Source organism: Sulfuriferula plumbiphila (assembly GCF_009938015.1).
In the GTDB taxonomy this organism is placed as follows: Bacteria; Pseudomonadota; Gammaproteobacteria; order Burkholderiales; family Sulfuriferulaceae; genus Sulfuriferula; species Sulfuriferula plumbiphila.
Map to the genome: position 1 here is coordinate 2,645,769 of NZ_AP021884.1, position 26,433 is coordinate 2,672,201.

Consider the following 26,433-nt stretch of genomic DNA (forward strand, 5'->3'; position numbering starts at 1 on the left):
CGGCCTCGCGGCCGGGCGCGGATTGAAACGCATAATGGGACGTTCCGTCAATCTGCGAAGCGCGAGCATCGCCCGGCCTCGCGGCCGGGCGCGGATTGAAACAACAATTTCTTGCTGGATAAAATCAAGCCGCTTAGCATCGCCCGGCCTCGCGGCCGGGCGCGGATTGAAACAGCATGATCCAAATGGATGCCTTGCGGTAGCTTGGCATCGCCCGGCCTCGCGGCCGGGCGCGGATTGAAACGCCATGGGTAGCACCGATTAGCACCTTGCCAAAGCGCATCGCCCGGCCTCGCGGCCGGGCGCGGTCAGGTACTCGGGTATTTTTTCCGTAACGCCAGGCGTTTCTCATACGCCTCACGCGCGATCGCCACGTCTTCCAGGAAGTACGGCAGTTCCGGCAGCGTCAATGCCTGCGGTCCGTCCACCAGCGCGGTGGCGGGTGCGGGGTGGAAGTCCACCAGAACCATGTTGGCACCGGCGATGACGCCTTGCGCTACAACATGACTGATGTCGAGCATGCCGTCCGGTCCGGCTGCGCGGGTGCCGACCGAGTGCGAGGGATCAATGCACACCGGCATCCGGGTCAGGCGCTTGACCACCGGCACGTGGGCAAAGTCCACCATGTTGCGGTGCGGGTCACCCATATTGGTTTTCATCCCGCGCAGGCCGAACACGACCTTGCGGTTGCCTTCGCTGGCCAGGTATTCGGCGGCATTGAGCGATTCGTCCAGGGTAATGCCGAAGCCGCGCTTGAGGAGCACCGGGAAGCGCTGCTGGCGTCCGACAATTTTGAGCAGTTCGAAGTTTTGGGTGTTGCGCGTACCGATCTGCAGCATCACGCCGGTGGGGTCGCCGGTCTGGTGCAGTGCTTCAAAAATCTCGGCCATGTGCGATTCATGGGTGATCTCCATGGCGATGACCTTGATGCCGTATTTGCCGGCCAGCTCGAATACGTAAGGCAGGCAGTCCTTGCCGTGCCCCTGGAACGCGTAGGGATTGGTGCGCGGCTTGTAGGCGCCCATGCGCGTGCATACCTGGCCGTTGTCGCGCAATACCTTCATCATTTGTTCGACGTGCTCGGGGGTATCTACCGCGCACAGCCCGGCGAATACATTGAGGTTGTCCTGACCGAAGCGCACCCCGTTGTATTCAAAATGGCTGGGGCGCGGATCGTTGGCCTGATGGCGCCCCAGCACGCGGTATTCTTCGGATACCCGCACCGCGCGTTCCACCCCCGGCAGGCTTTGCATGTAGTCCATCGCCAGCCCGGCGGTGCTACCGATCAGATAAATTTCAGTGAGCAGTTGTGTCGCGCCCTGTTCCTGATGCACGCGATATTGAATGCCCGGCAACTTGTCCAGGTAACCCATCAACTGCTGGTAGGCAGGGCTGTCCGGGTGGGTATTGGGAGTGAGGATGAGGATCATGCTTTACACGCCATTCAGATAAAAGCACGATTGTAGCCTAACCCGGCCAGGTGGATTAGCCGTCTCGCCTCGATTCGGTTTTTTCGGTCGTATGCGGAAGCCTACTTTTTATTCAGCAGGGCGACAATCTGCACTTCGGCCTGCGCCCAGTCGGCAGCCGCATCCCCCGGCGCAAAATTGCGGCGCTCGGCGATGTAGTAGGCTGCTTCTGCAATCATGCGATAGCGCTGCTCGGCGCTGACAGCGGGATTGGATAGCTTCACACTGCGTTTGGCAGCCGGTTCGTTCGCGCCAGGTGCCGCCACTTTGGGCTTGGCCACTTTGGGCTTGGCGGCCACCGCAGACTGGGCGGCGGCTTTGCCGGCCGCGGGCTGCGCTGTTTTGGCTTTGGGTTTGGTTTCGGCAACAGCGGATACTGGTTTGCCTGACGCCTTGGATTTTGCTTTGGACTCGGCCATGAATATTCTCCGGTTAACTAGGCTGGGAGCTTACAGACTGTGTTTGACAGTCAGATTAAAAAAACAACCCTGAACTCGCTGTGCAGCTGCAATTAGCATACCAGGTTGCGCCATGGCGCCGTTACCACTGCATGCCTGTCTGGCGGGCTCCGGGCCGCACCATGCCCGTGCATCAATGCACGGTTTGTGCGCGTCAGGCGGTTCCACCCACAGTCAAACCATCGATGCGCAAGGTTGGCTGACCGACGCCCACCGGCACGCTCTGGCCTTCCTTGCCGCAGGTACCAACACCGGGGTCGAGCGCCATGTCGTTGCCGATCATGGAGACACGGGTGAGCACATCGGGACCATTACCGATCAGGGTAGCACCTTTCACCGGATAAGTGATTTTGCCATCCTCGATCATGTAGGCTTCGGCGGCGGAAAACACGAATTTGCCGCTGGTGATATCCACCTGCCCGCCGCCGAAATTCACCGCATACAGACCGTGCTTGACCGAGGCGATGATCTCCTCGGGGTCTTTGTCGCCGTTGAGCATGTAGGTGTTGGTCATGCGCGGCATCGGAATATGGGCGAAGGATTCGCGCCGCGCATTGCCGGTAATCGGCACTCCCATCAGGCGCGCGTTGAGCGTGTCCTGCATATAGCCCTTGAGCACGCCGTTTTCGATCAGCGTGGTGCACTGGGTGAGGTTGCCTTCGTCGTCGACGTTGAGCGAGCCGCGCCGGTTCATCAGGGTACCGTCGTCCACCACCGTCACGCCGGTGGCCGCGACGCGCTCGCCCACCCGCCCGGCAAACGCCGAACTGCCCTTGCGGTTGAAGTCGCCTTCCAGGCCGTGGCCGATCGCCTCGTGCAGCAAAATGCCCGGCCAGCCCGCACCCAGCACCACCGTCATGCTGCCCGCCGGAGCAGGCCTGGCGGCCAGATTGGTGAGCGCCTGATGCACCGCCTGTTCAGCGTATTTTTTCAGCATGGCATCGCTGAAATAGTCATACCCGAAACGCCCGCCACCGCCTGCCGAGCCCTGCTCGCGACGTCCATCCTGCTCGGTAATCACCTGCAACGACAGCCGCACCAGCGGACGCACATCGGCAGCCTGGTGGCCATCGGAGCGCGCAATCAGCACCACGTCATATTCCGACGCCAGGCTCGCCATGACTTGCGTGACCCGGCTATCGATGGCGCGCGCATAGCGCTCCAGCTTTTCCAGCAGGGCGACTTTTTCTGCGTCTTTCAGCGTGGTGAGCGGATCCAGCGGCTGATACAAGGCATGACCGCCGCCACGCGCCACCGCATGGGGCTTGCGCACCGCGCCGCTCCTGGCAATGGCGCGCGTGGCTTCGGCGGCGGCGAGCAAGGCTGGCTGGCTGATGTCGTCGGAATAGGCAAACGCGGTTTTCTCGCCGGATACCGCACGCACCCCCACGCCCTGCTCGATATTGAAGCTGCCGGATTTGACCTGCCCTTCTTCCAGGCTCCAGCCCTCGGAGCGGGTATATTGAAAATACAGGTCGGCGTAATCCACGTGATGATCCATGAGCCGCCCGAACACGCCATCGAGCTGGCTGGCCTCGAGCTGGTTGGGCACCAGCAGGGTTTCATGCGCGGTCTGGAACAGCATCTCCGGGTTGGGGATGAGTACGCCGGTGAGTGTGGAAGTCGTCATGGGATAAGCCTGTGAAGTGAATGCGGGTTAGATGGCGACGAAGCGCCGGCGTTCAAGCTATTTAATCGCCTTGTCCTTGATCTGGATATGACTGCAATCGAGGGTGCGGTGTTTCAATGCGGGGAGGCTTTTTCTCAGGCTCGCCTGATAGGCCGGATTGATGCCGGCCATGACCACGCCCGAACCACGCGGCAGGCGGTCCAGCACCACCCCCCAAGGGTCAACGATCATGGTATCGCCATGGGTTTCGCGCCCGGACAAATGATAGCCACCTTGCGCCGGGGCGATGACGTAGGCCAGATTCTCAATGGCGCGCGCACGCACCAGGGTCTCGAAGTGTGCCTTGCCAGTGGTGGCGGTAAATGCCGACGGCACCAGGATGATGTCCACATTGGGCATGGCGCGGTATAGCTCGGGGAAGCGCAGGTCGTAGCAGACGGACAGCCCGATGCGTCCAAACGGCGAGTCCAGCACCACAATCTGATCACCGGGTTCGATGGTCTTTTCTTCCTGGTAGTGTTCGACACCCAGGTCGAGACCAAACAGGTGAATCTTGTCGTAGCGCGCCACCAGCTTGCCCTTGTCGTCGTACACCAGACAGCTGTTGCGAACCTTTTTGGGATTGTCGCAGGCCAGCGGCACGGAGCCGCCTACCAGCCATATTTTGTGTTTTTTGGCGGCGCTGGCAAGGAATTTCTGGATGGGGCCCTTGCCCTCTTCCTCGCGTGCTGCGACTTTATCGGTGTCCTTGTTGCCCATAATGGCAAAAAACTCGGGCAGCACCACCAGTTTTGCACCGCCTGCCACGGCTAACGCGACCAGCCGCTCGGCTTCCGCCAGGTTGGCACTGACATTGGGACCGGATGCCATCTGGATGGCAGCCATGCGGATCACACCGGGCGCGGGTGCGCGTGCCGGCTTGGCCACAGTAGTACGGCTTTTGGGTTTGGCAAAACTGGATGGGGATTTGCTAGTTTTATCGCTCACGATTTTCTCCATGCTGCCATCTATGCAGACGGCTCAATCTATTCTGGCCCGGGGTCATGGCTCGCCGCCCCCGGCAATGCGTGCAACCCGTTTGACCACCGGATCAGTCCACGCACCGGTGACGCTGTATTCAAACGTGGCGGCCTGACCGAAGGGGTCCTTGAGCAGCTTTTGCACCGCCAGCGCGCCCAGGCCGACGAACGGACCGCCGATCAGGGTGCCTGCCAGCGCCACGCTCTCGCTCAGTTTGGGGGATACGGCCACGCGCAACTGCTGGGTCTCGGCATTGATATCCACCATACCACTCATGCGCACCTTGGCAGAAGGGCCCTGCATGCGGAAATCGTCACTGTATACCACGCCACGACTCAACCTCATGGTACCGGAAATCTCATCGAAGGCGAACCCGTCGCTAAACACATCACGGAAATCCAGCCCGATGCGACGCGGCAACGCCTGCAGGCTGAGCACCCCCAGCAGCTTGCCGATGCCGGGGTCCACCTTGGCAAACTGGCCGCTGCTGGCCTTCAATGCAAACGTGCCGGACAGCGAGGGAATGGCGATATCCGCCGGTGTGCCATTCCATTCACCTTCGCCATCCAGCGTTGCCTGGCCGCGTTTGACCAGGCCAGGGTGATCAAAACGTGCGAGAAACCTGCCCACGTCATTCACCTCCAGATGGATTTTGGCCCGGGTCTGCGGGATGCGGTCAGGATTCCAGATACCCTGCATGGTCAAAGTGCTGTCCGGCTGAGTGAGGCGGATGGATTCAAAATTGAGACCGCTGTCCAGCGGCGTGGCGCTGACACTCAGCCGACCCAGCGGGCGGTTTCCCAGCTGCAGGTTGTCCACGCTGATATCCAGCGCGGGCAGGCTGCCGCTCGGTGAGGATTTTACGCCCTGTACAGGCAGCGCAGCGGGAATGGCCAGGGTTTTGAAATGGGCGCCGAGTCTGTCCTGCGGCTGGCCCGCCCGGCTATCCGCAGCTTGCCACGTCACATCGCCGTTGACACCCCGCCCGGCTACGTTGGCACGCCACGTGCCGGCCTGGTTGCGGGCGTTGATATTGATATCCTGAAAGCGGCGACCGAACAGATCCAGGGTGCGGAAACTGAGGTTGACCCCGGCCAACGGCGGCAGCCCGATCGCGCCGTTTCCTGCCGCCGTCAGTTCATTGCGCCAGAGATCCAGGTCGGACAGCAGCAAGGAGCCCGTAATCCACAGCCCGCTCTCCTCCGGCAGTACCGCCTCGCCGCCGAAGCGCAACGTGCCGCGCTCAATGACCGGTTCACCGTCTTTCTGTTTTTGCAACAGCAACGCCGAAGCCACCTGGCCATAATGAATCGCCAGCAGGGATTCATCCGCGCCGCGCAGGCTTTTTTTCACGCGCAGCGGCTGGCTATCCGCCGCCGCCTTGGCAAACGGGGGGGGCAAGTCCGATGCCATGCCCACCAGGTTCGATTCAAAATCGGCCTGCGCCTGCATCTGGTGCAAATCCACGCGCGCATGCCAGTCCGCCATGCCACTCAGGTGGCCCGCCAGCGCCGTGCCCAGATAAGGACGCAGCCCGGCAGCAGTCATGCGCCCATCCACCAGCAGCCGGGTCACGCCGCCAGGCTGGGTGACAGCAGACAGGGTGGCCGCCCCTCCCAACAGCCGCGCGCTGATGCTCTGCGCGCTAATGCCGGTATCGGTAAAACTCAGCCGCCCCTGCACGTTTTCCAGCGTGGGCAGGCCGTGCGCCGGGATCAGGGTATTGCCGAGGAAGCGGATATCGCCCACCAGGGTGGCGTGATGCGCGCGCCGCAGCGGCAGTTTCAGGTCCAGCCCCAGCCGGCTGTTGCCGGTGGTGCGCAGATTGTCAGTCACATTGTCGAGTTTGGCGGCAAGCGGGCTGGTATTGGCAAAACGCACCAACTCGGCCAGCGGCCCGGCTGCCTCGCCTTTGACTTCAAGTATTTCGTCGGGATCAACCAGATCGGGGATAACCGCGCTCACCCGGCGCAGTGCAGCGCCATAAATTGTCGCGGCATCGGAGCTGATCTCCATGCGCGTGCCGGTGAATTTCAACTGCGCCTGGATACCCTCGATACGTGGCCAGCCTGCAGCGTATTGCAGCACGCCGTTGCTGATCGGGGTACTGATTTCGAATACCCCATCACCCGCCTTGCGGAACGGAAAGCGTGACAGATCGCCCTGCAGACGAATGCTGGCCGCGCCGCCCTGCCCGGCCAGCAGCGCGCTACGCACCCACTGGTAGGTAGGATCTTTCACCACCAGCGGCAGATAGTGGTAAGCGCTGGCGACATTGGCGCGGCTCAGTCGCCCGGTCAGATCAATCACACCACGCCGACCGGCTTGCAACTGGTACTCGCCAAATGCACTGCCGGCCAGATCCGGATTGGCAAACGAGGCCTCGGTCAGCTTGATGAGATAGCCGGCCTGGGTTGCGCGCCAGTTCATTCGTGCTGTCAGGGTCGTGAGTGCCACGTCCGGTTCGAACAGCACGCGCGGCAGCGCCAGCATCACGCCGCTGCTGGTGAGCGCCAGCGTGCCGTTGCTACGCGTTGCGTCAATATTGCCGGACAAACCCGCGGCACCCGGCAAGTTACCCTGCGCTTGCCAGCCGAGCCGGGTAAAACGGCCCTTGATCTGGTAATCGAGCGGCTGGTCGGCGTTGCCGCTCCAGGCCAGGGTGAATTTTTCCAGTTGGCCGCGCGGTTGCAAATCCGCCAGGCGCCGGCGCTGCACCGCATCCAGCGGCAGGTAGGGCGCCAATGCGGCTAACCGGTCGAGTTGCACGCTGTTAGTGTCAATACGACCGCTGCCCGGCTGGATTGCGTTGGCCGGATCCAGCCGCAGCGTGAGGTCGAACGGCGCCACATAAACAAAATTCGCCGTACGCAAACTCAGTTGTTTGACGGCAAACGACTGTGCCGGCCCCAGCCGTTTCCATAAGCCGCGCCCGGACACATCCGCCAGCCGCAGCACCGGCAAATCCGCTGCGAACCGTACCGACACCTGGCGCAGGGAAGCATCCACCGTTGCCGCAATGACTTGCCTGCTGGCAACATCCAGCCACATACGCAGGCCGCCGTAACCCTGGCTGATGGCATAAGGCAAGGTCAGCCACTGGCGCCACTGGCCGAGATCGGTACGATCCACACGGGCGTAGACCTGACCATGCCAACTGGCCAGATCATCCAGGCTGCGCCCGCTAAAATCGCCCCGTATATCGAGCGGCTGGGCAAGCTGTTCGGGAGGGATGGCGGTCAGGCGGAAACGGTGCCGGTGGCCACGATTTTGCAGCGTCAGGTTGACATCGCGCGCCACCAGGTACGGCGCACCGCGGCGCTCGTCGTTCCATGCCAGCGTGGCATGATTGACCTGGATATGCCGCTGTGCCAGCAGCCAGTCGCCAAACCCGCCGGATGAATCAGACTGGTTGAGCAGAATGCCCGCAACATGGATGCCCTGCATGTCGCGCCGGATGGTGAGCGCCACATCGTCCATGGTGAGCACGGCCAGGCGCAGTTCGCCATGCAGCAGCGATGTCCACGACAGCGTCGCGCGCACATCGGCCAGAAACAGTACCGGGCGCCCATCCGCACCAAATACGCGAATGTCGCGGATGCGCAGGTGTGGATGCAGGCCTTGCCAGTTGGCGTTGATCTCGCCCAGCGTGACGCGTTGTCCGGCGCTGTGGCTGATGGACGCGGCGATGTCATCACGCCAGCGGTCGATGTCCGGCAAGATCCACAAGCGCAGCAGCAGAACCAGCACCACGACCACCAACGCCAGCGGCAGTACCACGTAGTCAACGCTGCGTCTGATCCAGCGGCGGCTAAATGCAATCATGCTGAAATACCCAATACCGTCATGCCACTACCTCAACCAGGAAACGGCCAAGGTGGCAGGATCAACAAGATTTCTCAAGATTGACAGGGCCAAACCGGAACCGGGCAAAATTTTGGGTGTAATCCTGTCAATCCTGCAAAGAATCCTGTCAATCCTGTCCCCGTTTGCCTTTTCTATTGGCGCCATGCCGGCTGATTTGCAAGCTCGCTAATTCACCGCACCGCTTCTTTGAGCTGTTCCAGTATCGCCGGATTCTCCAGCGTAGACACGTCCTGGGTGATTTCCTCGCCCCTGGCTATCGCGCGCAACAGGCGGCGCATGATCTTGCCGGAGCGGGTCTTGGGCAGATTGTCGCCAAAGCGGATTTCGTCCGGCTTGGCGATGGGGCCGATCTCCTTGCCCACCCAGTCGCGCAGCTCCGCGACAATTTTTTTCGCCTCGTCACCGCTGGCGCGTGCACCCTTGAGCACCACGAAGGCCACCACTGCCTCGCCCTTGATGTCATGCGGCTTGCCCACCACGGCGGCTTCCGCCACCCGCGGATTGGCCGCCAGCGCGGATTCGATTTCCATGGTGCCGAGGCGATGGCCGGACACGTTCAGCACATCGTCGATGCGCCCCATGATCCAGTAATAGCCGTCGGCATCACGGTGGGCGGAATCCCCGGCGAGATAAGTCTTGCCGCCCAGTTCTGCGGGAAAATAGGTTTTCCGGAAGCGCTCCGGGTCGCCCCACAAGCTACGCAACAGCGACGGGAACGGGCGCTTGATCACCAGGTAGCCGCCCTGCCCCAGCGGCACGCTGCCGCCGTGCTCGTCCACCACATCAGCCATGATACCGGGCAGCGGCAGGGTGCACGAGCCGGGCTTGGTCGCCACCGCGCCGGGTAACGGTGCGATCATGTGCGAGCCGGTTTCGGTCTGCCACCAGGTGTCGGCAATCGGGCAGCGGCTTTGGCCAACGGCCTCGTAATACCACATCCATGCTTCCGGGTTGATCGGTTCGCCCACCGTGCCCAGCAGGCGCAGGCTGGAGAGATCATATTGTCTGGGCAAATCACTGCCCAGCTTGATCAGCGAACGAATCGCCGTGGGTGCGGTGTAGAACGTGGTGACCTGGTGATCCTGGATCATTTTCCAGAAGCGCCCGGCGTCGGGGTAGGTCGGCACGCCTTCGAAGATCACCTCGGTCATACCCAGTGCCAGCGGGCCATAAACCACGTAGCTGTGGCCGGTAATCCAGCCCACGTCGGCGGTACACCAGAACACATCGGTGTCCGGCCTGGCGTCGAACACCCACTGCATCGACAGGATCGCGCCCAGCAGATAACCGCCGGAGGAATGCTGCACCCCCTTGGGATGGCCGGTGGAGCCGGAAGTGTAGAGAATGAACAGCGGGTGTTCGGCATTGACCCATTCCGGTTCGCAGGTTTGCGCCATGCCGTTCACCAGATCGTGCCACCAGATGTCGCGAGCGGCGTTCCATGCGGTATCGTCACCGCTGCGCCGGTACACCACGACCGCTTCCACGCACTCGCAGTCACCCAGCGCAATCGCCGCATCCACCGCCGATTTCAGCGGCAACATCTTGCCGCCCCGGATACTGCCGTCAGCAGTCACGACCAGCCTGGCGCCCGCATCGCGAATGCGCTCGTGCAGCGACTTGGCGGAAAAGCCGCCGAACACCACCGAATGGATCGCACCGATGCGCGCGCAGGCCTGCATCGCCACCACTGCTTCCACGCCCATCGGCATATAGATGATGACGCGGTCACCCTTTTGCACACCGCGTGATTTCAGGCCATTGGCGAAGGCGCACACCTGGTTGTACAGTGCCTGGTAAGTGACACGTCTCACCGCACCGTCGTCGGCCTCGAAAATCAGCGCGGTCTTGTCGGCTTTTTCTGGCAGGTGGCGGTCGAGACAGTTGTAGGAAACATTCAACTCGCCGTCATAGAACCACTTGTAGAATGGCGCATTGGATTCATCCAGGATTTTGCTGAAATCTTTTTTCCAGCTGATGCCAGCGCGTGCCATGTCCGCCCAGAAGCCCTCGTAATCCGCTGCCGCGCGCGCAGTCAAGGCCTGATGGCTCGCCATGCCTGATACGTTGGCCTGCGCCTGGAATGCGGCAGAAGGCGGAAAAACGCGTGTTTCTTGCAAAACGGATTCGATATTGGCCATGCAGGACTCCTGAATATATTCTGGTACGTATTACCAAAAACCATTTTAACCCGAAGCGCACCATGCCAGCACATCACTTGATTGAACGCGCCGCCTCTCATTCACGTTATTTGGCGCGTCTGCTGGCAGCGGATGCGCAATTCGTCGACAGCCTAGCCAGCGGACTTGCGCAGCCATTCGGCGCGGACGCCATGCAGGCACAGTTGCAAGCCGCCGCGCCCGGCGACGAGGCCATGCTCAAAACGGCGCTGCGCAAACTGCGCCAGGCGGTGATGGCACGGCTGATTGTGCGCGATCTTGGCGGGTTGGCGGACCTGTCTGAAGTCATGGGCACTTGCACCGATCTGGCCGAAACCACCCTGCGTTGCGCCCTCGCCCACCACAGCACCTGGCTGGCGCAGAAACACGGCATGCCCAAAAATCCGGATGGCAGCGACATGCAACTGGTGGTAGTGGGCATGGGCAAGCTGGGCGGGCGCGAACTGAATGTCTCGTCGGACATCGACCTCATCTACCTCTACCCGGAACAGGGCGAAACCACCGGCGCCAAGCCCGTCTCCCACCACGAATTTTTTGTCCTGCTCGGCAAAAAGCTCGGCCTGGCGATTTCCGACCTCACCGCCGACGGCTTCGTGTTCCGCGTGGACATGCGCCTGCGCCCGTGGGGCGACGCCGGGCCGCTGGCGATGAGCTATGCCGCGCTGGAGGATTATCTCGTGGCCCACGGCCGCGAGTGGGAGCGCTACGCGTGGATCAAGGGCCGCGCGCTGACCGGCACCCGGCTGGCAGAGCTCGACCAGATCATCCGCCCGTTCGTGTTCCGCAAGTATCTGGACTTCAATGCCTTTGCCGCGATGCGCGAACTGCACGTGCAGATCCGCCGCGAAGTCATCCGCCGCGACCGCGCCGACAACATCAAGCTGGGGCCGGGCGGCATCCGCGAGATCGAGTTTACCGCGCAGGTATTCCAGCTCATCCGCGGCGGACAGGTGGCTGTGCTGCAAACCCGCTCGCTGCTGGCGGTGCTGCCGCTGCTGGCGGCGCGCGGCCTGTTGCCGGAAAACGCCGTGGCCGAGTTGCAGGCGGCTTATGTTTTTTTGCGCAATCTGGAGCACCGCCTGCAATACCTCGACGACGCGCAAACCCAGATGCTGCCCACGCAGCCCGATGACCGGACGCGCATCGCAACCAGCATGGGGTTCACCGATTACCCGGCTTTTCTGGCCGCGCTCAACGCCCATCGCACCCAGGTGTCGCGCCATTTCGACCAGGTATTCGCCGCCCCGCAGGCGGACAGCGGCAGCCACCCGCTGGCCGGGCTGTGGCAGGGCGCGCTGGAACACGCCGATGCGCTGGCGACCCTGGCCGGGCTTGGCTACACGGCCCCCGCCGAAGTCTGCAACCGCCTGCGCCAGATCCGCACCAGCATCCGCTACACCACGCTGCCCGCCAGCAATCGTGCGCGCTTTGACACGCTGATGCCGGCGCTGATCGAGGTCGCCGCCAGCTGCAATCCGCCCGATGCCACGCTGGCGCGTATCCTCGACCTGCTGGAAACCGTGGCGCGGCGCGACTCCTACCTGGCGCTGCTGGTCGAATACCCCGCCACCCTGCAGCGCGTCGCCAGGCTGTGCGCGGCCAGCCCGTGGGCAGCGCAGTATCTGGCGCGCAACCCGATGCTGCTGGATGAGCTGCTCGACACCCGCCAGCTTTACGCCACCCCGGATTGGCCGGCACTGGGCGACGAGCTGCAAGCGCTGATGCATACCCACTGCGGCGATACCGAGCGCCAGATGGACGCCATGCGCCAGTTCCGCCAGCGCGTCACCTTTCACCTGCTGGCGCAGGACCTGGCCGGCGTGCTGGCGCTGGAGACCTTGTCCGACCATCTCTCCGACCTCGCCGCGCTGATTCTTTCAGCCACCCTGCCGCTGGCGTGGGCAGGCGTGCGCAATCGCCACCGCGATACGCCACGCTTTGCCGTCATCGGCTACGGCAAGCTGGGCGGGCGCGAGATGGGCTATGCCTCCGACCTCGACCTGGTGTTCCTCTACGAGGACCCCGCGCCCGCAGCCGCCGAGCACTATGCGCGCCTGGCCCAGCGCATCAACACCTGGCTGGGCAGCACCACCGCCGCCGGCGTACTCTACGAAACCGACCTGCGCCTGCGCCCGGACGGCACGTCGGGTCTGCTGGTCAGCAGCGTCGAGGCATTCAGCCAATACCAGCACAGCCACGCCTGGACCTGGGAACATCAGGCGCTGACCCGCGCCCGCTACGTGGCGGGCGACGCCGCCGTAGGGGCCGCGTTCGAGCGCATCCGCTGCGACATCCTCACCCAGCCGCGCGACCCCGCCAGACTGCGCGAAGACGTGCTCGCCATGCGCCAGAAAATGCATGCCGGCCATCCCAATCACAGTGATCTGTTCGACCTCAAGCACGACGCCGGCGGCATTGTGGACGTGGAATTCATGGTGCAATACCTGGTGCTCGCCCACGCCGCACGCCACCGCGAACTCACCCGCAACAGCGGCAACATCGCGTTGCTCAGGCTCGCCGCCGAGCTGGAACTGATCCCGGCCAGCGACGCTGAAGCGGTGCGCAGCGCTTACCGCGAATTGCGCCGGCTCCAGCACGCGTTGCGCCTGCACGGCATACAAACCGCGCGCATCGAGCCGATGCAGGTTGCCGGCCATGCAGCGGCGGTCAGACGGCTCTGGCGCACGCTGTTCGGATAACCGCCGCGCCCCGAATCGGTTACAATTTCGCTTTTACAAGTCTCTGGAGTTGCTGCAATGTCAATGGCCGACCGCGATGGTTTTATCTGGTACGACGGCAAAATGGTGCCCTGGCGCGACGCCACCACCCACGTCCTCACCCACACCCTGCACTACGGCATGGGCGTATTCGAAGGCGTGCGCGCCTACAACACCGACCAGGGCACCGCGATCTTCCGCCTGCAGGAGCACACCGACCGCCTGTTCCGCTCGGCCCACATCCTCGGCATGAAAATGCCGTTCGACAAAGCCGCGATTAGCGCTGCCCAGCTCGCCGCGGTGCGCGACAACCAGCTCGAATCTGCCTACATCCGCCCAATGGCGTTCTACGGCGCAGAGGCCATGGGCATTTCCGCCAAGACCCTGTCCACCCACGTCATCGTCGCCGCCTGGACCTGGGGCGCCTACATGGGCGCAGAGGCGCTGGAGCGCGGCATCCGCGTGAAAACCTCCTCGTTTGCGCGCCACCACGTCAACATCGCCATGTGCAAGGCCAAGGCCAACGGCAACTACATGAACTCCATCCTCGCCCACCAGGAAGCCGCCCAGGACGGCTACCAGGAAGCCCTGCTGCTCGACGTGGACGGCTTCGTCGCCGAAGGCTCGGGCGAGAACGTGTTCATCGTGCGCAACGGCAAGCTCATCACGCCCGACCTGACCAGCGCGCTGGAAGGCATCACGCGCGACACCATCGTCCAGCTCGCTGGCGAAATCGGCCTGCAGGTGGTGGAAAAACGCATCACCCGCGACGAGATGTACAGCGCCGACGAAGCCTTTTTCACCGGCACCGCCGCCGAAGTCACGCCGATCCGCGAACTCGACAACCGCACCATCGGCACCGGCGCGCGCGGCCCGATTACCGCGCAGCTGCAAAAAATGTACTTCGACTGCGTTACCGGCAAAGACCCCAAACACGCCGGCTGGCTCAGCTACATTTAAGGGATAAATCATGGCTCAAGTGCAACACGAAAACACCCAGCGCATCATCGAAGTCACCGCCGACGACCTGCCGCTGCATTGCCCGACCCCCGGCATGATCGCGTGGGACTCGCACCCGCGCGTGTTCCTGCCGGTCGAGGTAAAAGGCGAAGCGCTGTGCCCGTACTGCGGCACCATGTACATACTCAAGGGCGGTGCGGTGGCGCATGGGCATTAGCCTGCCGAACAGCGATGCGCCGCCGGGACGGGTGGCGCGGCGCGTTACAGAATGCCGGGTTGCTTATCCGGGCCAGAAAACAATAACGGCGAAATCGACTGAAATTTGTTGTTAATCATGCGCTTGAACTTCGAGTATTGGACATCGATTACGGCAGCGTGACACTCACTGGCGTGGGGAAGAAAACGCTGCCTGCGTTGCTGATGAGGGCGTTTTTGTCTCCCGCCCATGTCTGGGCATCGCCATCCGTGCAGCAATGGGCCTGGGCAGGTTCATTCCAGCCTCCTATCGCCCGTTGCGGAAGCGGATACAGCCGGTTGACGCTCTCTGCAAGTGCGCCTATGGTGACAGGTTCAGCCGAACCCTGACAAGATATACTCCGCGTTCCTTCATTCGATCACGACCAGCATGCTCATCACCCGCCGCCTGGAATTCGATGCCGGGCATCGCATCCCCAACCACGCCAGCCAGTGCAAACATTTGCACGGGCATCGCTACGCGATTGAAATCACGCTGTCCGGCGACATCATTACTGCCGAAGGGCAATCCGAACAGGGCATGGTGATGGACTTCTCCGATGTCAAACGCATCGCCAGGGAGCAACTGGTGGACGCATGGGATCATGCATTCCTGGCGTATCGCGGCGACAAGCCGGTGTGCGACTTTCTGGCAACCTTAACGGATCACAAAACCATTATTCTCGAGCTTGTGCCGACGGTTGAAAATCTCGCGCACATCGCTTTCGACATTCTCGATCCCGCTTACCGGGATACTTATGGCAACCAGCTGCGCCTGAAACAAGTGCGCATCTATGAAACGCCCAACAACTGGGCGGATTGCAGGCAACCGGAATAGTCCGGCAGCGACCAGCCAGCGAGCGGTTCAGCTTCCAAGGAGACACGGAAATGGGCATGACCATGACTTCAACCGCATTCGCACACCATGGTGCCATCCCCGAACACTACACTTGCGACGCTACGGACACCTCGCCGCCGCTGGCATGGGCTGGGGTGCCGGTCGGCGCGAAGAGTCTGGTACTCATCGTTGACGACCCTGACGCCCCCGATCCGGCTGCCCCGCAACGGACCTGGGTGCATTGGCTGCTCTACAATCTGCCGCCGACCAGCAGCGGGCTTGCGGAAGGGGTCACGGCGCTGCCGGCCGGCACTCTGGAGGGAATCAACGACTGGAAGCGCACCGGCTACGGTGGCCCGTGCCCGCCCATCGGGCGCCATCGCTATTTCCACAAGCTTTACGCCCTGGATGTGGTGCTGCCCAATCTCGACCGGCCAAGCAAGGCCGCACTGGAAAAAGCGATGCAGGGTCACATCCTGGCGCAGACCGAGCTCATCGGCTTGTACCAGCGCCACTGATATGGGCTGATGCGGGAGACCAGGCAAGCGGGAAGTGCTGGCGCATCACCCCATTGGGAAGGTCATTTTGGGAATGAGCCAAAAGTAATTAGCGTCTGGGGAAAACATCCCTGTCATCGACGCTCAATCCTGTTCAATGATGAGGAAGGCCGGCGCTTCTCACGCGCGGTACACTCGTTTTTGAAACTCTGGTACCCTTAATCCGCCGCTTGGTGTTGACGGGAACCAATCGTCTTACGCTGCGACAGCTTGCCACCTGCGCGCCCCCATTCGCCTCGGTGTTTCGGGGTAATAAAATTATTAAACTCAAATTCACAAGGAGAAAAAATATGCAACTGAGCAAATTACTTGCCGCATTCGTGATCCCCGTATTCAGCCTGGGCGCTTACGCGGCGTCTGCCGCGCCGGATGCCGAGGCACCGGCCCAGACAAATCCGGCTGCACAGAAACTCGAACCCATTCCAGCCAACAAGGACGAAGATCTGCGCGTGTTCTACCCTGACGGCAAGGTCGTCAAGGGCGAAGAGGCCCTGGAATTGATGCAGGCCGGAAAAACGGGATTCAATATTTGGCTGGCAGGAAACCAGTTCTTTGCCATGGAAGCGGTCGTACACGCCTTCCAGAAGCACCACAAGGATGTGGTCGGGGTCATCACGATGCCGCCCGGAAAGGTCATGAATGCAGTCCTGAAGGGCGGCTGGGTGTATAAGGACAAGGAATATGCCATGACCCCTGACGTATTCGGCATGGTCGACATGGGTTCAATGAAAAAGCTCAAGGAAGCCGGCAAGGGCAAGGATTATGTGACCTACATGCATAACCAGCTGGTTCTGATGGTGGCCAAGGGCAACCCCAAACACATCAAGGGTATCGCCGACCTGGGGCGTCCCGAACTGCAAGTCATGCTGCCTAACCCGGTCACCGAGGGGATCATGAAGTTTTATGCAAAACAAGTGCTGCAAAACAATGGACTGTGGGACAAGCTCTCCGACGGCAAAGAGTGCCAATCCTGCTACGGCGCACCTAATGTGTACTTCACCGCTGTGCACCACCGGGAAATTCCGGACGGCATCAAGGCCGGTAAAGTGGATGTGGGTGTCGTCTGGGCAACCGAATATCAGAATGCCGTTACGCACCACCTGCCTGTGGGGGTCGTGAATCTCCCCGAAAAAGACAGCATGAAAAACGAAGTCAATTATCTGGCCGGCGATGTCCCCGGTGCGCCGCATGGCAAGGCAGCGGCGCAATATCTTAAATTCCTGGGAACACCGGCAGCCCAGGAAGCCTACGCCCAGTTCGGCTTCATCAAAGCCTCAAAAGAAGAACTCGCGGTACGCGCAATTCAGTAACGCAGCCTGAAAGAACCTGGGCGGCTCTCCGGTTTTCGAGGGAGTTGCCCAGCCCCCTCCTCACTGCCTGCTGCACCAACAAAAGCCACCACCTCTTGCCAGCCTACTCCCCACGCAGGCTGATGACCGGCCAGCCACATTGAATGGCGTGCTCGTGCAAGGTGGCATCGGGATCCACAGCCACCGGATGGGTAACCAGATTGAGTAGCGGCAGGTCGTTCAGCGAATCGCTGTAAAACCAGCTCTGGTCAAAGTCGTCCAGGGCTTTGCCGAGGCTGCCCAGCCATTCATGCAGGCGCACGATCTTGCCTTCACGGAAGCTGGGCGTTCCTGCCACACGGCCGGTGTAATTGCCGTCCACCTGCTCAGGCTCGGTGGCGATCAGATGCGAAATGCCGAAAGCGCGTGCAATGGGTGCGGTGACGAAACTATTGGTGGCAGTAATGATCGCAACGAGTTCGGCATCGGCCAGCGCGCGCCCGACCAGCGCCTGCGCGGCCGGGGTCATCAGAGGCAGGATTTTTTGCTGCATGTAGTCGGTGTGCCAGGCGTCGAGCTGGACGCGCGGGTGACGCGATAACGGCTTTAACTGGAAATCGAGGAATTCGTGGATATCCAGCGTCCCCGCCCGGTATTGCTCGTAAAACGCCTGATTGCGCGCCGCGTACAGTTCGCGGTCCAGCACGCCGCGCTCGATCAGGAATTGCGCCCACTCGAAGTCCGAATCCCCGGCCAGCAGGGTATTGTCGAGATCGAACAGGATGAGTTTCATAATGCGCTCCAGGATTTTAACCCGCCCGAGTATAGCGTAAAATCGCTTGCTCACTGCGCCCTGCCTGACCACTCCAGATGAACCTCACCAATGCCCTGATTCCGCAATCCTGGTTGCTCATTTCGCTGCTGTTATTTGCTGCGGTGCTGGCCAGGGCGCTGTTCGCTGCGCCCTGGAGTGTGCTCAAAAAACCCGGCATTTTCAACCTGGTGCTGGGGGCAAGCGTGGCCGTGCTGGCATTCTGGCAGATCAAGGCCAGTATCCATCCCGGGCTGAATCTGCATCTGCTGGGCGCCACCGCGCTCACGCTGTTGTTTGGCCCCTGGTTTGCCATCCTCGCACTGACCCTGACGCTGGTGCTGTCCACCGCCTGGGACGGCGCCTGGCAGGCGTTTGCGCTGAATGGCCTGCTCATGGTGGTATTGCCGGTAACGGTGAGCTGGTGGATTTACCGGCTGGTGGACAGCAAACTGCCCAATCATTTTTTTATCTATGTGTTTTTCAATGCTTTCTTCGGCGCCGGCGTGACAATCGCGGTGATGGGCTTTGCCGCGAGCTGGACGCTGGTGCTGGCGGGGGCGTATCCGCTCGATTATCTGCTGGGTAATTACCTGCCCTATTATCTGCTGATGGCCTGGTCGGAGGCGATGACCACCGGCATGATCATTACCGTACTGGTGGTGTACCGCCCGCACTGGGTCGCCACCTTTGACGACAGACACTATATTGACCGCAAGTGAAGCAGCCTGACACCGCCGCGCCCCGGTTCTGGCAGCCGGCCGCCCTCACCTATCCAGAGGCGCTGCCGGTATCGGCGCACCACGCTGAAATCGCTGCGGCCATCCGCACCCATCAGGCAGTGATTGTGTGCGGCGCCACCGGCTCGGGCAAGACCACGCAACTCCCTAAAATCTGTCTCGAAGCGGGGCGCGGCATCAGCGGCCGCATCGCCTGTACCCAGCCGCGCCGCATTGCCGCGCGCACGGTGGCGGCGCGGCTGGCGCAGGAACTGGGCACGAACCTGGGCGAAGGCGTCGGCTACAAGGTGCGCTTCACCGACCAGGTGCGCAATGACACCGTGATCAAGGTGCTCACCGACGGCATGCTGCTGGCGGAAACCAGCAGTGACCGCGACCTGCGCGCCTACGACACCATCATCATCGACGAGGCGCACGAACGCAGCCTGAACATCGATTTCCTGCTCGGCTACCTGCGCCAGCTGATGGCACGGCGGCCGGAACTGAAAGTCATCATTACCTCGGCCACGATTGATGCGCAGCGCTTTTCCAGGCATTTTGGCGGCGCGCCGGTGATCGAGGTATCCGGGCGCACCTACCCGGTGGAAATCCGCTACCGTCCGGTCGAAGCACCGCAACGCGCGGCAGAGGGTGCCAAGGTACGCGACACCGACGCGGAGCGCCACACCCAGGCCATCCTCGACGCCACCGACGAACTGGCGCGGCTGGGCGAAGGCGACATCCTCATCTTCCTGCCCGGCGAGCGCGAGATCCGCGACCTCGCCGAGGCGCTGCGCAAGCATCATCCGCCGCACACCGAAATCCTGCCGCTGTTCGCCCGCCTGTCGGTGCAGGAGCAGCAGCGCATTTTCCAGCCCGGCAACGCACGCCGCATCGTGTTGGCCACCAACGTGGCGGAAACCTCGCTCACCGTGCCCGGCATCCGCTATGTGATCGACCCCGGCCTGGTTCGTCTGCTGCGCTATTCGCCGCGCACCAAGGTGGATCAGCTGCAGGTCGAGCCGGTGTCGCAGGCTTCCGCCAACCAGCGCGCCGGGCGCTGCGGGCGGGTCGCGGCCGGGGTGTGCATCCGGCTGTATTCGGAACTCGAGTACAGCGCGCGCCCGGCGTACACCGACCCGGAAATCCTGCGCACTTCGCTGGCCGGAGTGATCCTGCGCATGTCCGCATTGCGCCTGGGGGAACCAGCGGATTTCCCGTTTCTGGACGCACCCGCGCCGCGCCTGATTGCCGATGGCTACCAGTTACTGGAAGAGCTCAACGCCGTCACTGACCAGCGCCGACTCACGCCGATCGGCAGACAGCTGGCCAGGCTGCCGCTCGACCCCAAAATCGGCCGCGTGCTGCTCGCCGCGCAACAGTCGGGTTGCCTCGCCGAAGCGCTGGTGATCTGCGCCGCGCTGTCGGTGCAGGATCCGCGCGAGCGTCCGCCGGCACAATCCGGCGCCGCCGACGACCGCCACAAGGCGTTTGCCGATGAGCATTCCGATTTCATCGGCATCCTCAAGCTGTGGCAGTTTTACGATGAGGCGTTGAAACACAAGAAATCCAACCGCAAGCTGATTGACCAGTGCCGTGAGCACTTCCTCAATCCGCAGCGCCTGCGCGAGTGGCGCGAAGTGCACGGCCAGCTTGCCAGCATGGCCAGGGAGATGGGACTGCGCATCAACGAGGAAGCCGCCAAATACGAGGCCATCCATCAGGCGCTGCTGGCCGGTTTCCTCGGCAATATCGGCGTGAAAATGGACGAAGGCGGCTACCAGGGTGCGCGCGGCATCAAGTTCCATATCCACCCCGGTTCCGCGTTGGCGAAAAAATCGCCCAAATGGGTGATGGCGGCAGAACTCACCGAAACCACACGACTGTACGCCCGCACCGTCGCCAGGATCGAGCCCGAGTGGCTGGAATCCGTCGCCGCGCACTTGTTGAAACGCAATTATTTCGACCCGCACTGGCAGAGGAAAACCGCCCAGGTGTCGGCCTTCGAGCAGGTTCAGCTGTTCGGCCTGACCATCGTGCCCCGGCGCAGCGTGCATTACGGCAGCATCGACCCGGTGGAGAGCCGCCGCATCTTCATCCGCAGCGCGCTGGTGGCGGGAGAGTATGACACGCGCGCGCCGTTCTTCGCTCACAACGGCCAGCTCATCGAGGAAATCGTCGAGCTGGAGCACAAGGCGCGGCGCCAGGATGTGCTGGTGGACGAGGAGCGCCTGTTCGCGTTTTTCGATGCGCGCATCCCGGCCGGGATCGTCAACGGCAGCGGTTTCGACCAATGGCGGCGCGACGCGGAGCGCGCCAACCCGCGTCTGTTGTACCTTTCCCGCGACGACCTGATGCGCCACGGTGCGGAGTCGGTGACCGAGGACTGGTTTCCGCAGCTGCTCACCATCGACGCCATCGCGTTACCGCTGAGCTATCGCTTCGAGCCCGGTCATCCGCTCGACGGCATGACGGTAACCATACCATTGGCGCTGCTCAATACCGTGCCGGGCTGGCACTTCGACTGGCTGGTGCCGGGCATGTTGCGCGAAAAACTCACCTGGTATGTGAAGGCGCTGCCCAAGCAGCTGCGCCGCGTATTCGTGCCGGTGCCGGACAGCGTCACGGCGTTGATGGAAACACTGGCCCCGACCCGAGCACTGACCGAAGCGCTGGCCGATGCGTTAACCCGCCGCAGCAGTTTGAAAGTGAGCCCGGCGGACTGGACGGATGCGCCGCCCCCACATCTCCGCGCCAATTTCCGCGTGATCGACGGCAATGGCCGCGAGCTGGCATCCGGGCGCGATTTGATCGCGCTGCGCAAGCAACTGGGCGAAGCCGCGCAACTGACCTTCCGCGCGCAGGATACGACGTTTGAAAAAACCGGTTTCAAGCGCTGGGAATTCGGCGACGTCCCGGAAGAACTGCGCTTCGACCGCGCCGGGCAAGCGGTTACCGGCTACCCTGCCCTCGCCGACGACAAGGACAGCGTGGCGCTGCGGCTGTTCGATACGCGCCAGGCGGCAGAGCGCGCGCACCGTGTCGGACTGACGCGCCTGTTCCGCCTCACCCTGACCGAGCAATTCAGGTTCCTGGAAAAGAACCTGCCCGACTTTACCCGGCTGGCGCTGGCCTACCGCAGCCTGGGCGATGCCGACAGTTTGCGCGAGGAGCTCATCCGCGCCATCGCCGAACGGGCGTGCCTGGGCGATGACGAACTGCCGCGCACGCCACCGCAGTTCGAGGCGCAATTGTCCAAGGCACGGGCGCGACTCAAGGCGGTGGCGGATGCCCTCTCCCGCACGGTGGGACAGGTGCTGGACGAGTACACCCAGATTCAGGGCAAGCTCAAGGCGCCGTGGCCGCACGTCGTGAAGGACATTCAGGATCAATTGTCGCATCTGGTCTACGCGGGCTTTATCAGCACGACCCCCTGGACGCGCCTCCAGCATCTGCCGCGTTATCTCAAGGGCATCAATGTGCGCCTGTCCAAGCTGCCCGCACGGCTGGAACACGACCAGCGCCACACCACTGCACTCATTTCTCTCACCACTCAATACCGCGCGCGCCTCGACAAGCAGCGCAAGGCCGCTATCGACGACCCTGCGCTGGACGAATTCCGCTGGCAACTGGAGGAACTGCGCATTTCACTGTTCGCGCAGGAACTGAAAACCCCGCAGCCGGTATCGGTTAAGCGCCTGCAGAAACTATGGGAGAATGTATTGCACTGAGGAGGTCCAATGCACCCGATTGCCCGGCAACTGAATATTCCCAACAGCCTCACCCTGCTGCGCCTGGTACTGGTACCGGTGGTGGTACGGCTGCTGACCGTGGGCTATTACGACTGGGCGCTGTGGGTGTTCATCGCGGCTGCGCTGAGCGACGCGCTGGACGGCTTTCTTGCACGCGTCCTTGACCAGCGCACCGAGCTGGGAGCAACCCTCGACCCCATTGCCGACAAGCTCATGCTGCTGTCCACGCTGGCCGTGCTGGTGTGGCTGGCGCTGTTGCCGGGCTGGCTGCTCGGCGCCATTGTGTTGCGCGATGCGGTGATCATCGGCGGCGCGCTGGCCTATCGGCACCGTGCCGGGCATCTGGAGGTCGCGCCCACCTGGCTGGGTAAATTCCACACCTTGCTGGAATTTGCGCTCGCTGGCCTGGTCATCGCCGATGCGGCGGCAATTTTACCGCTGGCGGCGTGGCTGGAATGGCTGTTCGGCCTGGTGCTGGTCACCGCACTGACCTCTGGCGCGCAGTATGTGTGGTTGTGGGGACGCAGGGCGGCAGCGCTATGACTGCATGGCAGTATTTGCAGGAATTTACTTTGCCCTGGCGCAGGCTGGATTCGACGCGTACGACACATTGCCCGAACGCGGCCTGAAACGCGATGTTGCCGATCACCATGGCGGACTGCTGAAACAGGTTGGTATGCTGTTTGCAGCGTGGGGCATCCCTTCTTCAGGCGGTAAAAAAGCCGGGTGGCTTGCGCCACCCGGCTTCAAATGACCTGCAACCGATTAGTTGAGGATGATGATTTCCACGCGGCGATTCTCGGCGCGACCGGCGGCAGTCTTATTGCTGGCGATTGGATTCTTCTTGCCAAACCATTTGGTTGTCATACGGCTGGCAGCAACACCCTTGCTTTCCAGATATTTTTTGACGGTTGTGGCGCGACGCTTGGACAGGCCCAGATTGTATTTCTGGGTGCCGATGCTGTCTGTGTAGCCATTAATGTCCACATTGATATCCGGATAGGTGTTCAACATTTCCGCATCTTTATCCAGCTTGGCCTTGCCGCTGGGGAGCAGGGTCGCTTTGTCAAAAGCGAAGTGCGTACCTTCCAGGATAATCTTGGTCTGCGGTGCGGGACGCTCAATGGCTGGCTGTTCCACAGGCGCAGGGGCAGGAGCGGGGACGGGTTCGGGAGCCGGTGCAGGCTGGGGAGCTGGCTCTTCCTTAGGTGCCGGCGGTAGCGGTTTCGCGCCCAGAGGAATAACCAGGCCGGCCGTGGCAATCCAGTCGCCCGGATTGACCCCGCCCACGCCATCGATATAGCGGTAACGCACATCGCCGCGCACGGCAATGTCGTTGATCCACTTCATGGCGCCCAGGCCTGCGTTAGCTGACCAGTTGGTTTCGGAAATGCCCGGAGCACGGGTCTGTACGCCGCCCACGCCAACCAGCGCATAGGGAGAGAAGCCGGGATTACGGTTGAAGAAGTACAGCGCATCCACACCCAATCCGGTGTTCTTGACGGTGCCAGCCGAATTATGAATGTTGTACTCGGCGTAGTTGCTGTTCAGTTCCAGGTTCCAGCTCTGGCTGATCGCTTTACCGACACCCAGACCGAAGCCGAAATCGTTGTCGATTCCTTTCTTCTTGTACCAGTCACTATCGGTAACGGTGAAGTTGACAGACGGGGTCAGATACAAACGCGTATCCAGTTCGGCGGCCAGTGCCTGGCCTGCAACTACGGCGCAAGATAGCGCCACCAGGGTACGAATGGTGCGGGACATACTGCTCTCCTTTTAAATTTTGATACGAAATTCTCAATCGGGACTGCTTGTTAGTAATAACAGCAATGGTTAATTTAGCACATTTGTTCTATGTGTCTGCAGGCTAAATCGTTAATCCGGCCGGGAAGATAGGGTATCTCTCATCCAGGTGTTGTTTTTTGGCCACTCTTCGGACGGAAAGCTTTGACTATGTCTTCCCGGGTTTCCATGTAGGGCCCACCGATGAGATCCACACAGTAGGGCACAGCGGCAAATACCCCATCCAGCGTTTCCTTGATCGCCTTGGGCTGACCGGGCAAATTCAGAATCAGACTGCCGCCACGTGTCACCCCGACCTGGCGCGACAGGATGGCCGTGGGCACGTATTTCAGGCTCACCGCGCGCATCGCCTCGCCAAAGCCGGGCAACTCCCTGTCCGCCACGGCGCGCGTGGCTTCCGGTGTCACATCGCGTGGCGCCGGGCCGGTGCCGCCGGTGGTGAGGATGAGCGCGCAACCACATTGATCAGCCAATTCTTTCAATGTCGCCTCGATCAGCGGTTGTTCGTCGGGGATAAGCCGGGCATCGAAGCTGCACGGGTTCAGCAGTGCAAGCTCCAGCCATTCCTTCAGGGCAGGAATGCCCCTGTCCTCATACACGCCGCTGGAGGCACGGTCGGAGACGGAAACAAGGCCGATATGAATAGCGTCCATAAGCACCTCAGAACGGCAACGCCAGCGCGGGTGCCGCCTGGTGCAGCACACGCCGGAAATCAGCCTGGATGCGCTCCATGCCTGCCTGGGTATCCGCCTCAAAGCGCAACACGATCACCGGCGTGGTGTTGGAGGGTCGCGCCAGGCCGAAGCCGTCGGCGTATTCCACGCGCAGGCCGTCCAGGGTGATGATTTCGCGGGCATCGGGGAAACGGGCGCTCTTTTGCAGCCTGTCCATCAGCGCGTAATGTTCGCCTTCGGCCATGGTGATATTGAGTTCCGGAGTGTTCACGGTGTCCGGCAGACCGTGCAGTGTCGTGTTGATATCGGCCTGTTTGCTCAGGTATTCCAGCAGCCGCGCGCCGGCATAGAGGCCATCGTCGAAGCCGTACCAGCGCTCCTTGAAGAAGATATGACCGGACATCTCCCCCGCCAGCAGCGCGCCGGTTTCCTTCATTTTAGCCTTGATGAAACTGTGACCGGTTTTCCACAGCAGCGGACGGCCACCCCGCGCGCGGATCCAGTCGAACAGCTTGCGCGTGGATTTCACGTCGAAGATGATCTCGGCATCCGGATTACGGCTCAATACATCATCGGCGAACAGCATCAACTGACGATCCGGGAAGATGATGCTGCCGTCCTTGGTGACCACGCCCAAGCGGTCGCCGTCGCCGTCGAAGGCGAGACCGATTTCCGCGTCGCCGGTTTTCAGCCGGGCGATCAGATCCGCCAGATTTTTCGGCTGGGAGGGGTCGGGATGGTGGTTGGGAAAGGTGCCGTCCACGTCACAGAACATCTCCTCCACGGTGCAGCCGAGGCGGCGATACAGCTCCGGGCCGAACGCGCCGGGCACGCCATTGCCGGCGTCGACGATGATTTTCATCGGGCGCGCCAGCTTGATGTCAGCGACGATGCGGTCCAGATAGGCCGGGGCGATGTTGTGCTGGCTGTAACTGCCGCCACCCTGGACGAGGTCGTTGTTCTCCAGGCGCCGTCGCAGTGCCTGGATCGTGTCGCCCGACAGGGTCTCGCCGCCCAATACCATTTTCAGGCCGTTGTAGTCGGGTGGGTTGTGACTGCCGGTGACCATCACGGCGCAATGGGTGTCGAGCTGATAGGCCGCGAAATAGGTCATCGGCGTTGCCACCATGCCCAGATCGATCACGTCGATGCCTGCCTTCTGAATGCCGCGCGCCAGCGCCGCTGCCAGTTCCGGGCCGGACAAGCGCCCGTCGCGGCCAATACAGATGGCGGTCTGGCGACGCGCAACCGCTTCCGAGCCAATCGCGTGGCCGATGGCTTCGACGATCTGCGGGGTGAGCGTTTTACCAACAATGCCGCGAACATCGTAAGCCTTGAAAATTTCTTTGGGGAATGGGGTCATTGGAATTCCTGATAACGGGAAAATGGAAAAGTGCGCGCGGCAAGAAATTTTGTTTTGCAGCAGTCAGACTATTCTACCTTTGTGGCGCAGTT

General features: G+C 61.9%; 19 protein-coding genes, 1 pseudogene and 1 CRISPR repeat array (1 of these 21 cut by a window edge). Of the genes and pseudogenes, 10 read left to right on the plus strand and 10 right to left on the minus strand.

From position 1 onward, the window contains the following. Positions 1-316: direct repeats of the CRISPR family, unit length 37 nt; unit sequence GCATCGCCCGGCCTCGCGGCCGGGCGCGGATTGAAAC; it begins 807 nt to the left of the window's first position. 124 nt (positions 317-440) lie between these two features. The 6 genes and pseudogenes from GZH91_RS13650 to acs all read right to left on the minus strand — a co-directional run. Continuing rightward, positions 441-1,430 (minus strand): annotated as a pseudogene (locus GZH91_RS13650) (3-deoxy-7-phosphoheptulonate synthase); the annotation flags it as partial. Positions 1,431-1,531: 101 nt separating this feature from the next. Next, on the minus strand, positions 1,532-1,888 hold the full coding sequence (locus GZH91_RS18130; protein ID WP_147072288.1) for a DUF2934 domain-containing protein: 357 nt from the start codon (positions 1,886-1,888) through the stop codon (positions 1,532-1,534). A gap of 193 nt (positions 1,889-2,081) precedes the next feature. Further along, positions 2,082-3,557, minus strand: a complete 1,476-nt coding sequence (tldD, locus tag GZH91_RS13660) for a metalloprotease TldD (RefSeq protein WP_147072290.1) — start codon at positions 3,555-3,557, stop codon at positions 2,082-2,084. A 57-nt stretch (positions 3,558-3,614) separates the two neighbouring features. Continuing rightward, positions 3,615-4,544, minus strand: a complete 930-nt coding sequence (locus GZH91_RS13665; protein WP_371860361.1) for a carbon-nitrogen hydrolase family protein — start codon at positions 4,542-4,544, stop codon at positions 3,615-3,617. A 54-nt stretch (positions 4,545-4,598) separates the two neighbouring features. After that, positions 4,599-8,402, minus strand: a complete 3,804-nt coding sequence (locus GZH91_RS13670) for a YhdP family protein (protein ID WP_147072295.1) — start codon at positions 8,400-8,402, stop codon at positions 4,599-4,601. Positions 8,403-8,614: 212 nt separating this feature from the next. After that, on the minus strand, positions 8,615-10,585 hold the full coding sequence (gene acs, locus GZH91_RS13675; RefSeq protein ID WP_147072299.1) for an acetate--CoA ligase: 1,971 nt from the start codon (positions 10,583-10,585) through the stop codon (positions 8,615-8,617). A 62-nt stretch (positions 10,586-10,647) separates the two neighbouring features. On the opposite strand from acs, the gene glnE reads away from it, so the two are divergent. The 6 genes from glnE (at position 10,648) to GZH91_RS13705 (ending at position 17,240) form a co-directional block, all read left to right on the plus strand. Next, complete coding sequence (glnE, locus tag GZH91_RS13680) at positions 10,648-13,323, plus strand: bifunctional [glutamate--ammonia ligase]-adenylyl-L-tyrosine phosphorylase/[glutamate--ammonia-ligase] adenylyltransferase (protein ID WP_147072301.1); 2,676 nt, start codon at positions 10,648-10,650, stop codon at positions 13,321-13,323. 57 nt (positions 13,324-13,380) lie between these two features. Beyond that, entirely contained in the window at positions 13,381-14,301 is a 921-nt protein-coding gene (locus tag GZH91_RS13685; protein ID WP_174861838.1) for a branched-chain amino acid transaminase, read from the plus strand. A gap of 10 nt (positions 14,302-14,311) precedes the next feature. After that, complete coding sequence (locus tag GZH91_RS13690) at positions 14,312-14,518, plus strand: zinc-finger domain-containing protein (RefSeq protein WP_147072303.1); 207 nt, start codon at positions 14,312-14,314, stop codon at positions 14,516-14,518. 408 nt (positions 14,519-14,926) lie between these two features. After that, a complete protein-coding gene (queD, locus tag GZH91_RS13695; RefSeq protein WP_147072305.1) occupies positions 14,927-15,373 on the plus strand; it encodes a 6-carboxytetrahydropterin synthase QueD in 447 nt (148 codons plus the stop codon). 50 nt (positions 15,374-15,423) lie between these two features. Further along, on the plus strand, positions 15,424-15,891 hold the full coding sequence (locus GZH91_RS13700) for a YbhB/YbcL family Raf kinase inhibitor-like protein (RefSeq protein ID WP_147072307.1): 468 nt from the start codon (positions 15,424-15,426) through the stop codon (positions 15,889-15,891). Between the two features lie 329 nt (positions 15,892-16,220). Beyond that, a complete protein-coding gene (locus GZH91_RS13705) occupies positions 16,221-17,240 on the plus strand; it encodes a substrate-binding domain-containing protein (protein WP_147072309.1) in 1,020 nt (339 codons plus the stop codon). Positions 17,241-17,343: 103 nt separating this feature from the next. Here the strand turns inward: GZH91_RS13705 and GZH91_RS13710 are convergent, their stop codons facing one another. Further along, the gene (locus GZH91_RS13710; RefSeq protein WP_147072311.1) at positions 17,344-18,012 is read right to left on the minus strand and encodes a histidinol-phosphatase; all 669 of its coding nucleotides are present in this window, start codon (positions 18,010-18,012) and stop codon (positions 17,344-17,346) included. A 77-nt stretch (positions 18,013-18,089) separates the two neighbouring features. Here GZH91_RS13710 and GZH91_RS13715 point away from each other — a divergent pair, with 77 nt between their 5' ends. Genes GZH91_RS13715 through GZH91_RS13730 form a run of 4 tightly spaced genes read left to right on the plus strand, consistent with a single transcriptional unit; the run spans position 18,090 to position 23,255 of the window. Continuing rightward, positions 18,090-18,752: an energy-coupling factor ABC transporter permease gene (locus tag GZH91_RS13715; protein ID WP_147072313.1), complete on the plus strand. Its 663-nt coding sequence runs from the start codon at positions 18,090-18,092 to the stop codon at positions 18,750-18,752. Then, the gene (gene hrpA / locus GZH91_RS13720) at positions 18,749-22,480 is read left to right on the plus strand and encodes an ATP-dependent RNA helicase HrpA (protein ID WP_147072315.1); all 3,732 of its coding nucleotides are present in this window, start codon (positions 18,749-18,751) and stop codon (positions 22,478-22,480) included. Before GZH91_RS13715 ends, hrpA begins: the two co-directional genes overlap by 4 nt. A 9-nt stretch (positions 22,481-22,489) precedes the next feature. Next, positions 22,490-23,044, plus strand: coding sequence for a CDP-alcohol phosphatidyltransferase family protein (locus tag GZH91_RS13725; RefSeq protein WP_147072317.1), 555 nt, complete (start codon positions 22,490-22,492; stop codon positions 23,042-23,044). Positions 23,045-23,048: 4 nt separating this feature from the next. Beyond that, positions 23,049-23,255 carry a hypothetical protein gene (locus tag GZH91_RS13730; protein WP_147072318.1) on the plus strand — a complete coding sequence of 69 codons (207 nt, stop codon included), beginning with the start codon at positions 23,049-23,051 and terminating at the stop codon, positions 23,253-23,255. 11 nt (positions 23,256-23,266) lie between these two features. On the opposite strand, the gene GZH91_RS13735 is transcribed toward GZH91_RS13730, so the two are convergent. The 3 genes from GZH91_RS13735 to GZH91_RS13745 form a co-directional block, all read right to left on the minus strand. Further along, the gene (locus GZH91_RS13735) at positions 23,267-24,265 is read right to left on the minus strand and encodes an OmpA family protein (RefSeq protein WP_147072320.1); all 999 of its coding nucleotides are present in this window, start codon (positions 24,263-24,265) and stop codon (positions 23,267-23,269) included. A 140-nt stretch (positions 24,266-24,405) separates the two neighbouring features. After that, positions 24,406-24,957 (minus strand): molybdopterin adenylyltransferase, encoded by a 552-nt coding sequence (mog, locus tag GZH91_RS13740; protein WP_147072322.1) that lies wholly within the window; start codon positions 24,955-24,957, stop codon positions 24,406-24,408. Positions 24,958-24,964: 7 nt separating this feature from the next. After that, the gene (locus GZH91_RS13745; RefSeq protein WP_147072323.1) at positions 24,965-26,341 is read right to left on the minus strand and encodes a phosphomannomutase/phosphoglucomutase; all 1,377 of its coding nucleotides are present in this window, start codon (positions 26,339-26,341) and stop codon (positions 24,965-24,967) included. Between the last annotated feature and the right edge of the window lie 92 nt (positions 26,342-26,433).

Coding starts and splice junctions, on each gene's coding strand:
- GZH91_RS13700 (WP_147072307.1), top strand. CDS start 15,424: ATGGGCATGACCATGACTTCAACCGCATTCGCACACCATGGTGCCATC.
- GZH91_RS13710 (WP_147072311.1), bottom strand. CDS start 18,012: ATGAAACTCATCCTGTTCGATCTCGACAATACCCTGCTGGCCGGGGAT.
- tldD (WP_147072290.1), bottom strand. CDS start 3,557: ATGACGACTTCCACACTCACCGGCGTACTCATCCCCAACCCGGAGATG.
- acs (WP_147072299.1), bottom strand. CDS start 10,585: ATGGCCAATATCGAATCCGTTTTGCAAGAAACACGCGTTTTTCCGCCT.
- GZH91_RS13735 (WP_147072320.1), bottom strand. CDS start 24,265: ATGTCCCGCACCATTCGTACCCTGGTGGCGCTATCTTGCGCCGTAGTT.
- glnE (WP_147072301.1), top strand. CDS start 10,648: ATGCCAGCACATCACTTGATTGAACGCGCCGCCTCTCATTCACGTTAT.
- GZH91_RS13690 (WP_147072303.1), top strand. CDS start 14,312: ATGGCTCAAGTGCAACACGAAAACACCCAGCGCATCATCGAAGTCACC.
- GZH91_RS13730 (WP_147072318.1), top strand. CDS start 23,049: ATGGCAGTATTTGCAGGAATTTACTTTGCCCTGGCGCAGGCTGGATTC.
- GZH91_RS13745 (WP_147072323.1), bottom strand. CDS start 26,341: ATGACCCCATTCCCCAAAGAAATTTTCAAGGCTTACGATGTTCGCGGC.
- GZH91_RS13705 (WP_147072309.1), top strand. CDS start 16,221: ATGCAACTGAGCAAATTACTTGCCGCATTCGTGATCCCCGTATTCAGC.
- GZH91_RS13685 (WP_174861838.1), top strand. CDS start 13,381: ATGTCAATGGCCGACCGCGATGGTTTTATCTGGTACGACGGCAAAATG.
- GZH91_RS13670 (WP_147072295.1), bottom strand. CDS start 8,402: ATGATTGCATTTAGCCGCCGCTGGATCAGACGCAGCGTTGACTACGTG.
- GZH91_RS18130 (WP_147072288.1), bottom strand. CDS start 1,888: ATGGCCGAGTCCAAAGCAAAATCCAAGGCGTCAGGCAAACCAGTATCC.
- GZH91_RS13725 (WP_147072317.1), top strand. CDS start 22,490: ATGCACCCGATTGCCCGGCAACTGAATATTCCCAACAGCCTCACCCTG.
- mog (WP_147072322.1), bottom strand. CDS start 24,957: ATGGACGCTATTCATATCGGCCTTGTTTCCGTCTCCGACCGTGCCTCC.
- queD (WP_147072305.1), top strand. CDS start 14,927: ATGCTCATCACCCGCCGCCTGGAATTCGATGCCGGGCATCGCATCCCC.
- GZH91_RS13715 (WP_147072313.1), top strand. CDS start 18,090: ATGAACCTCACCAATGCCCTGATTCCGCAATCCTGGTTGCTCATTTCG.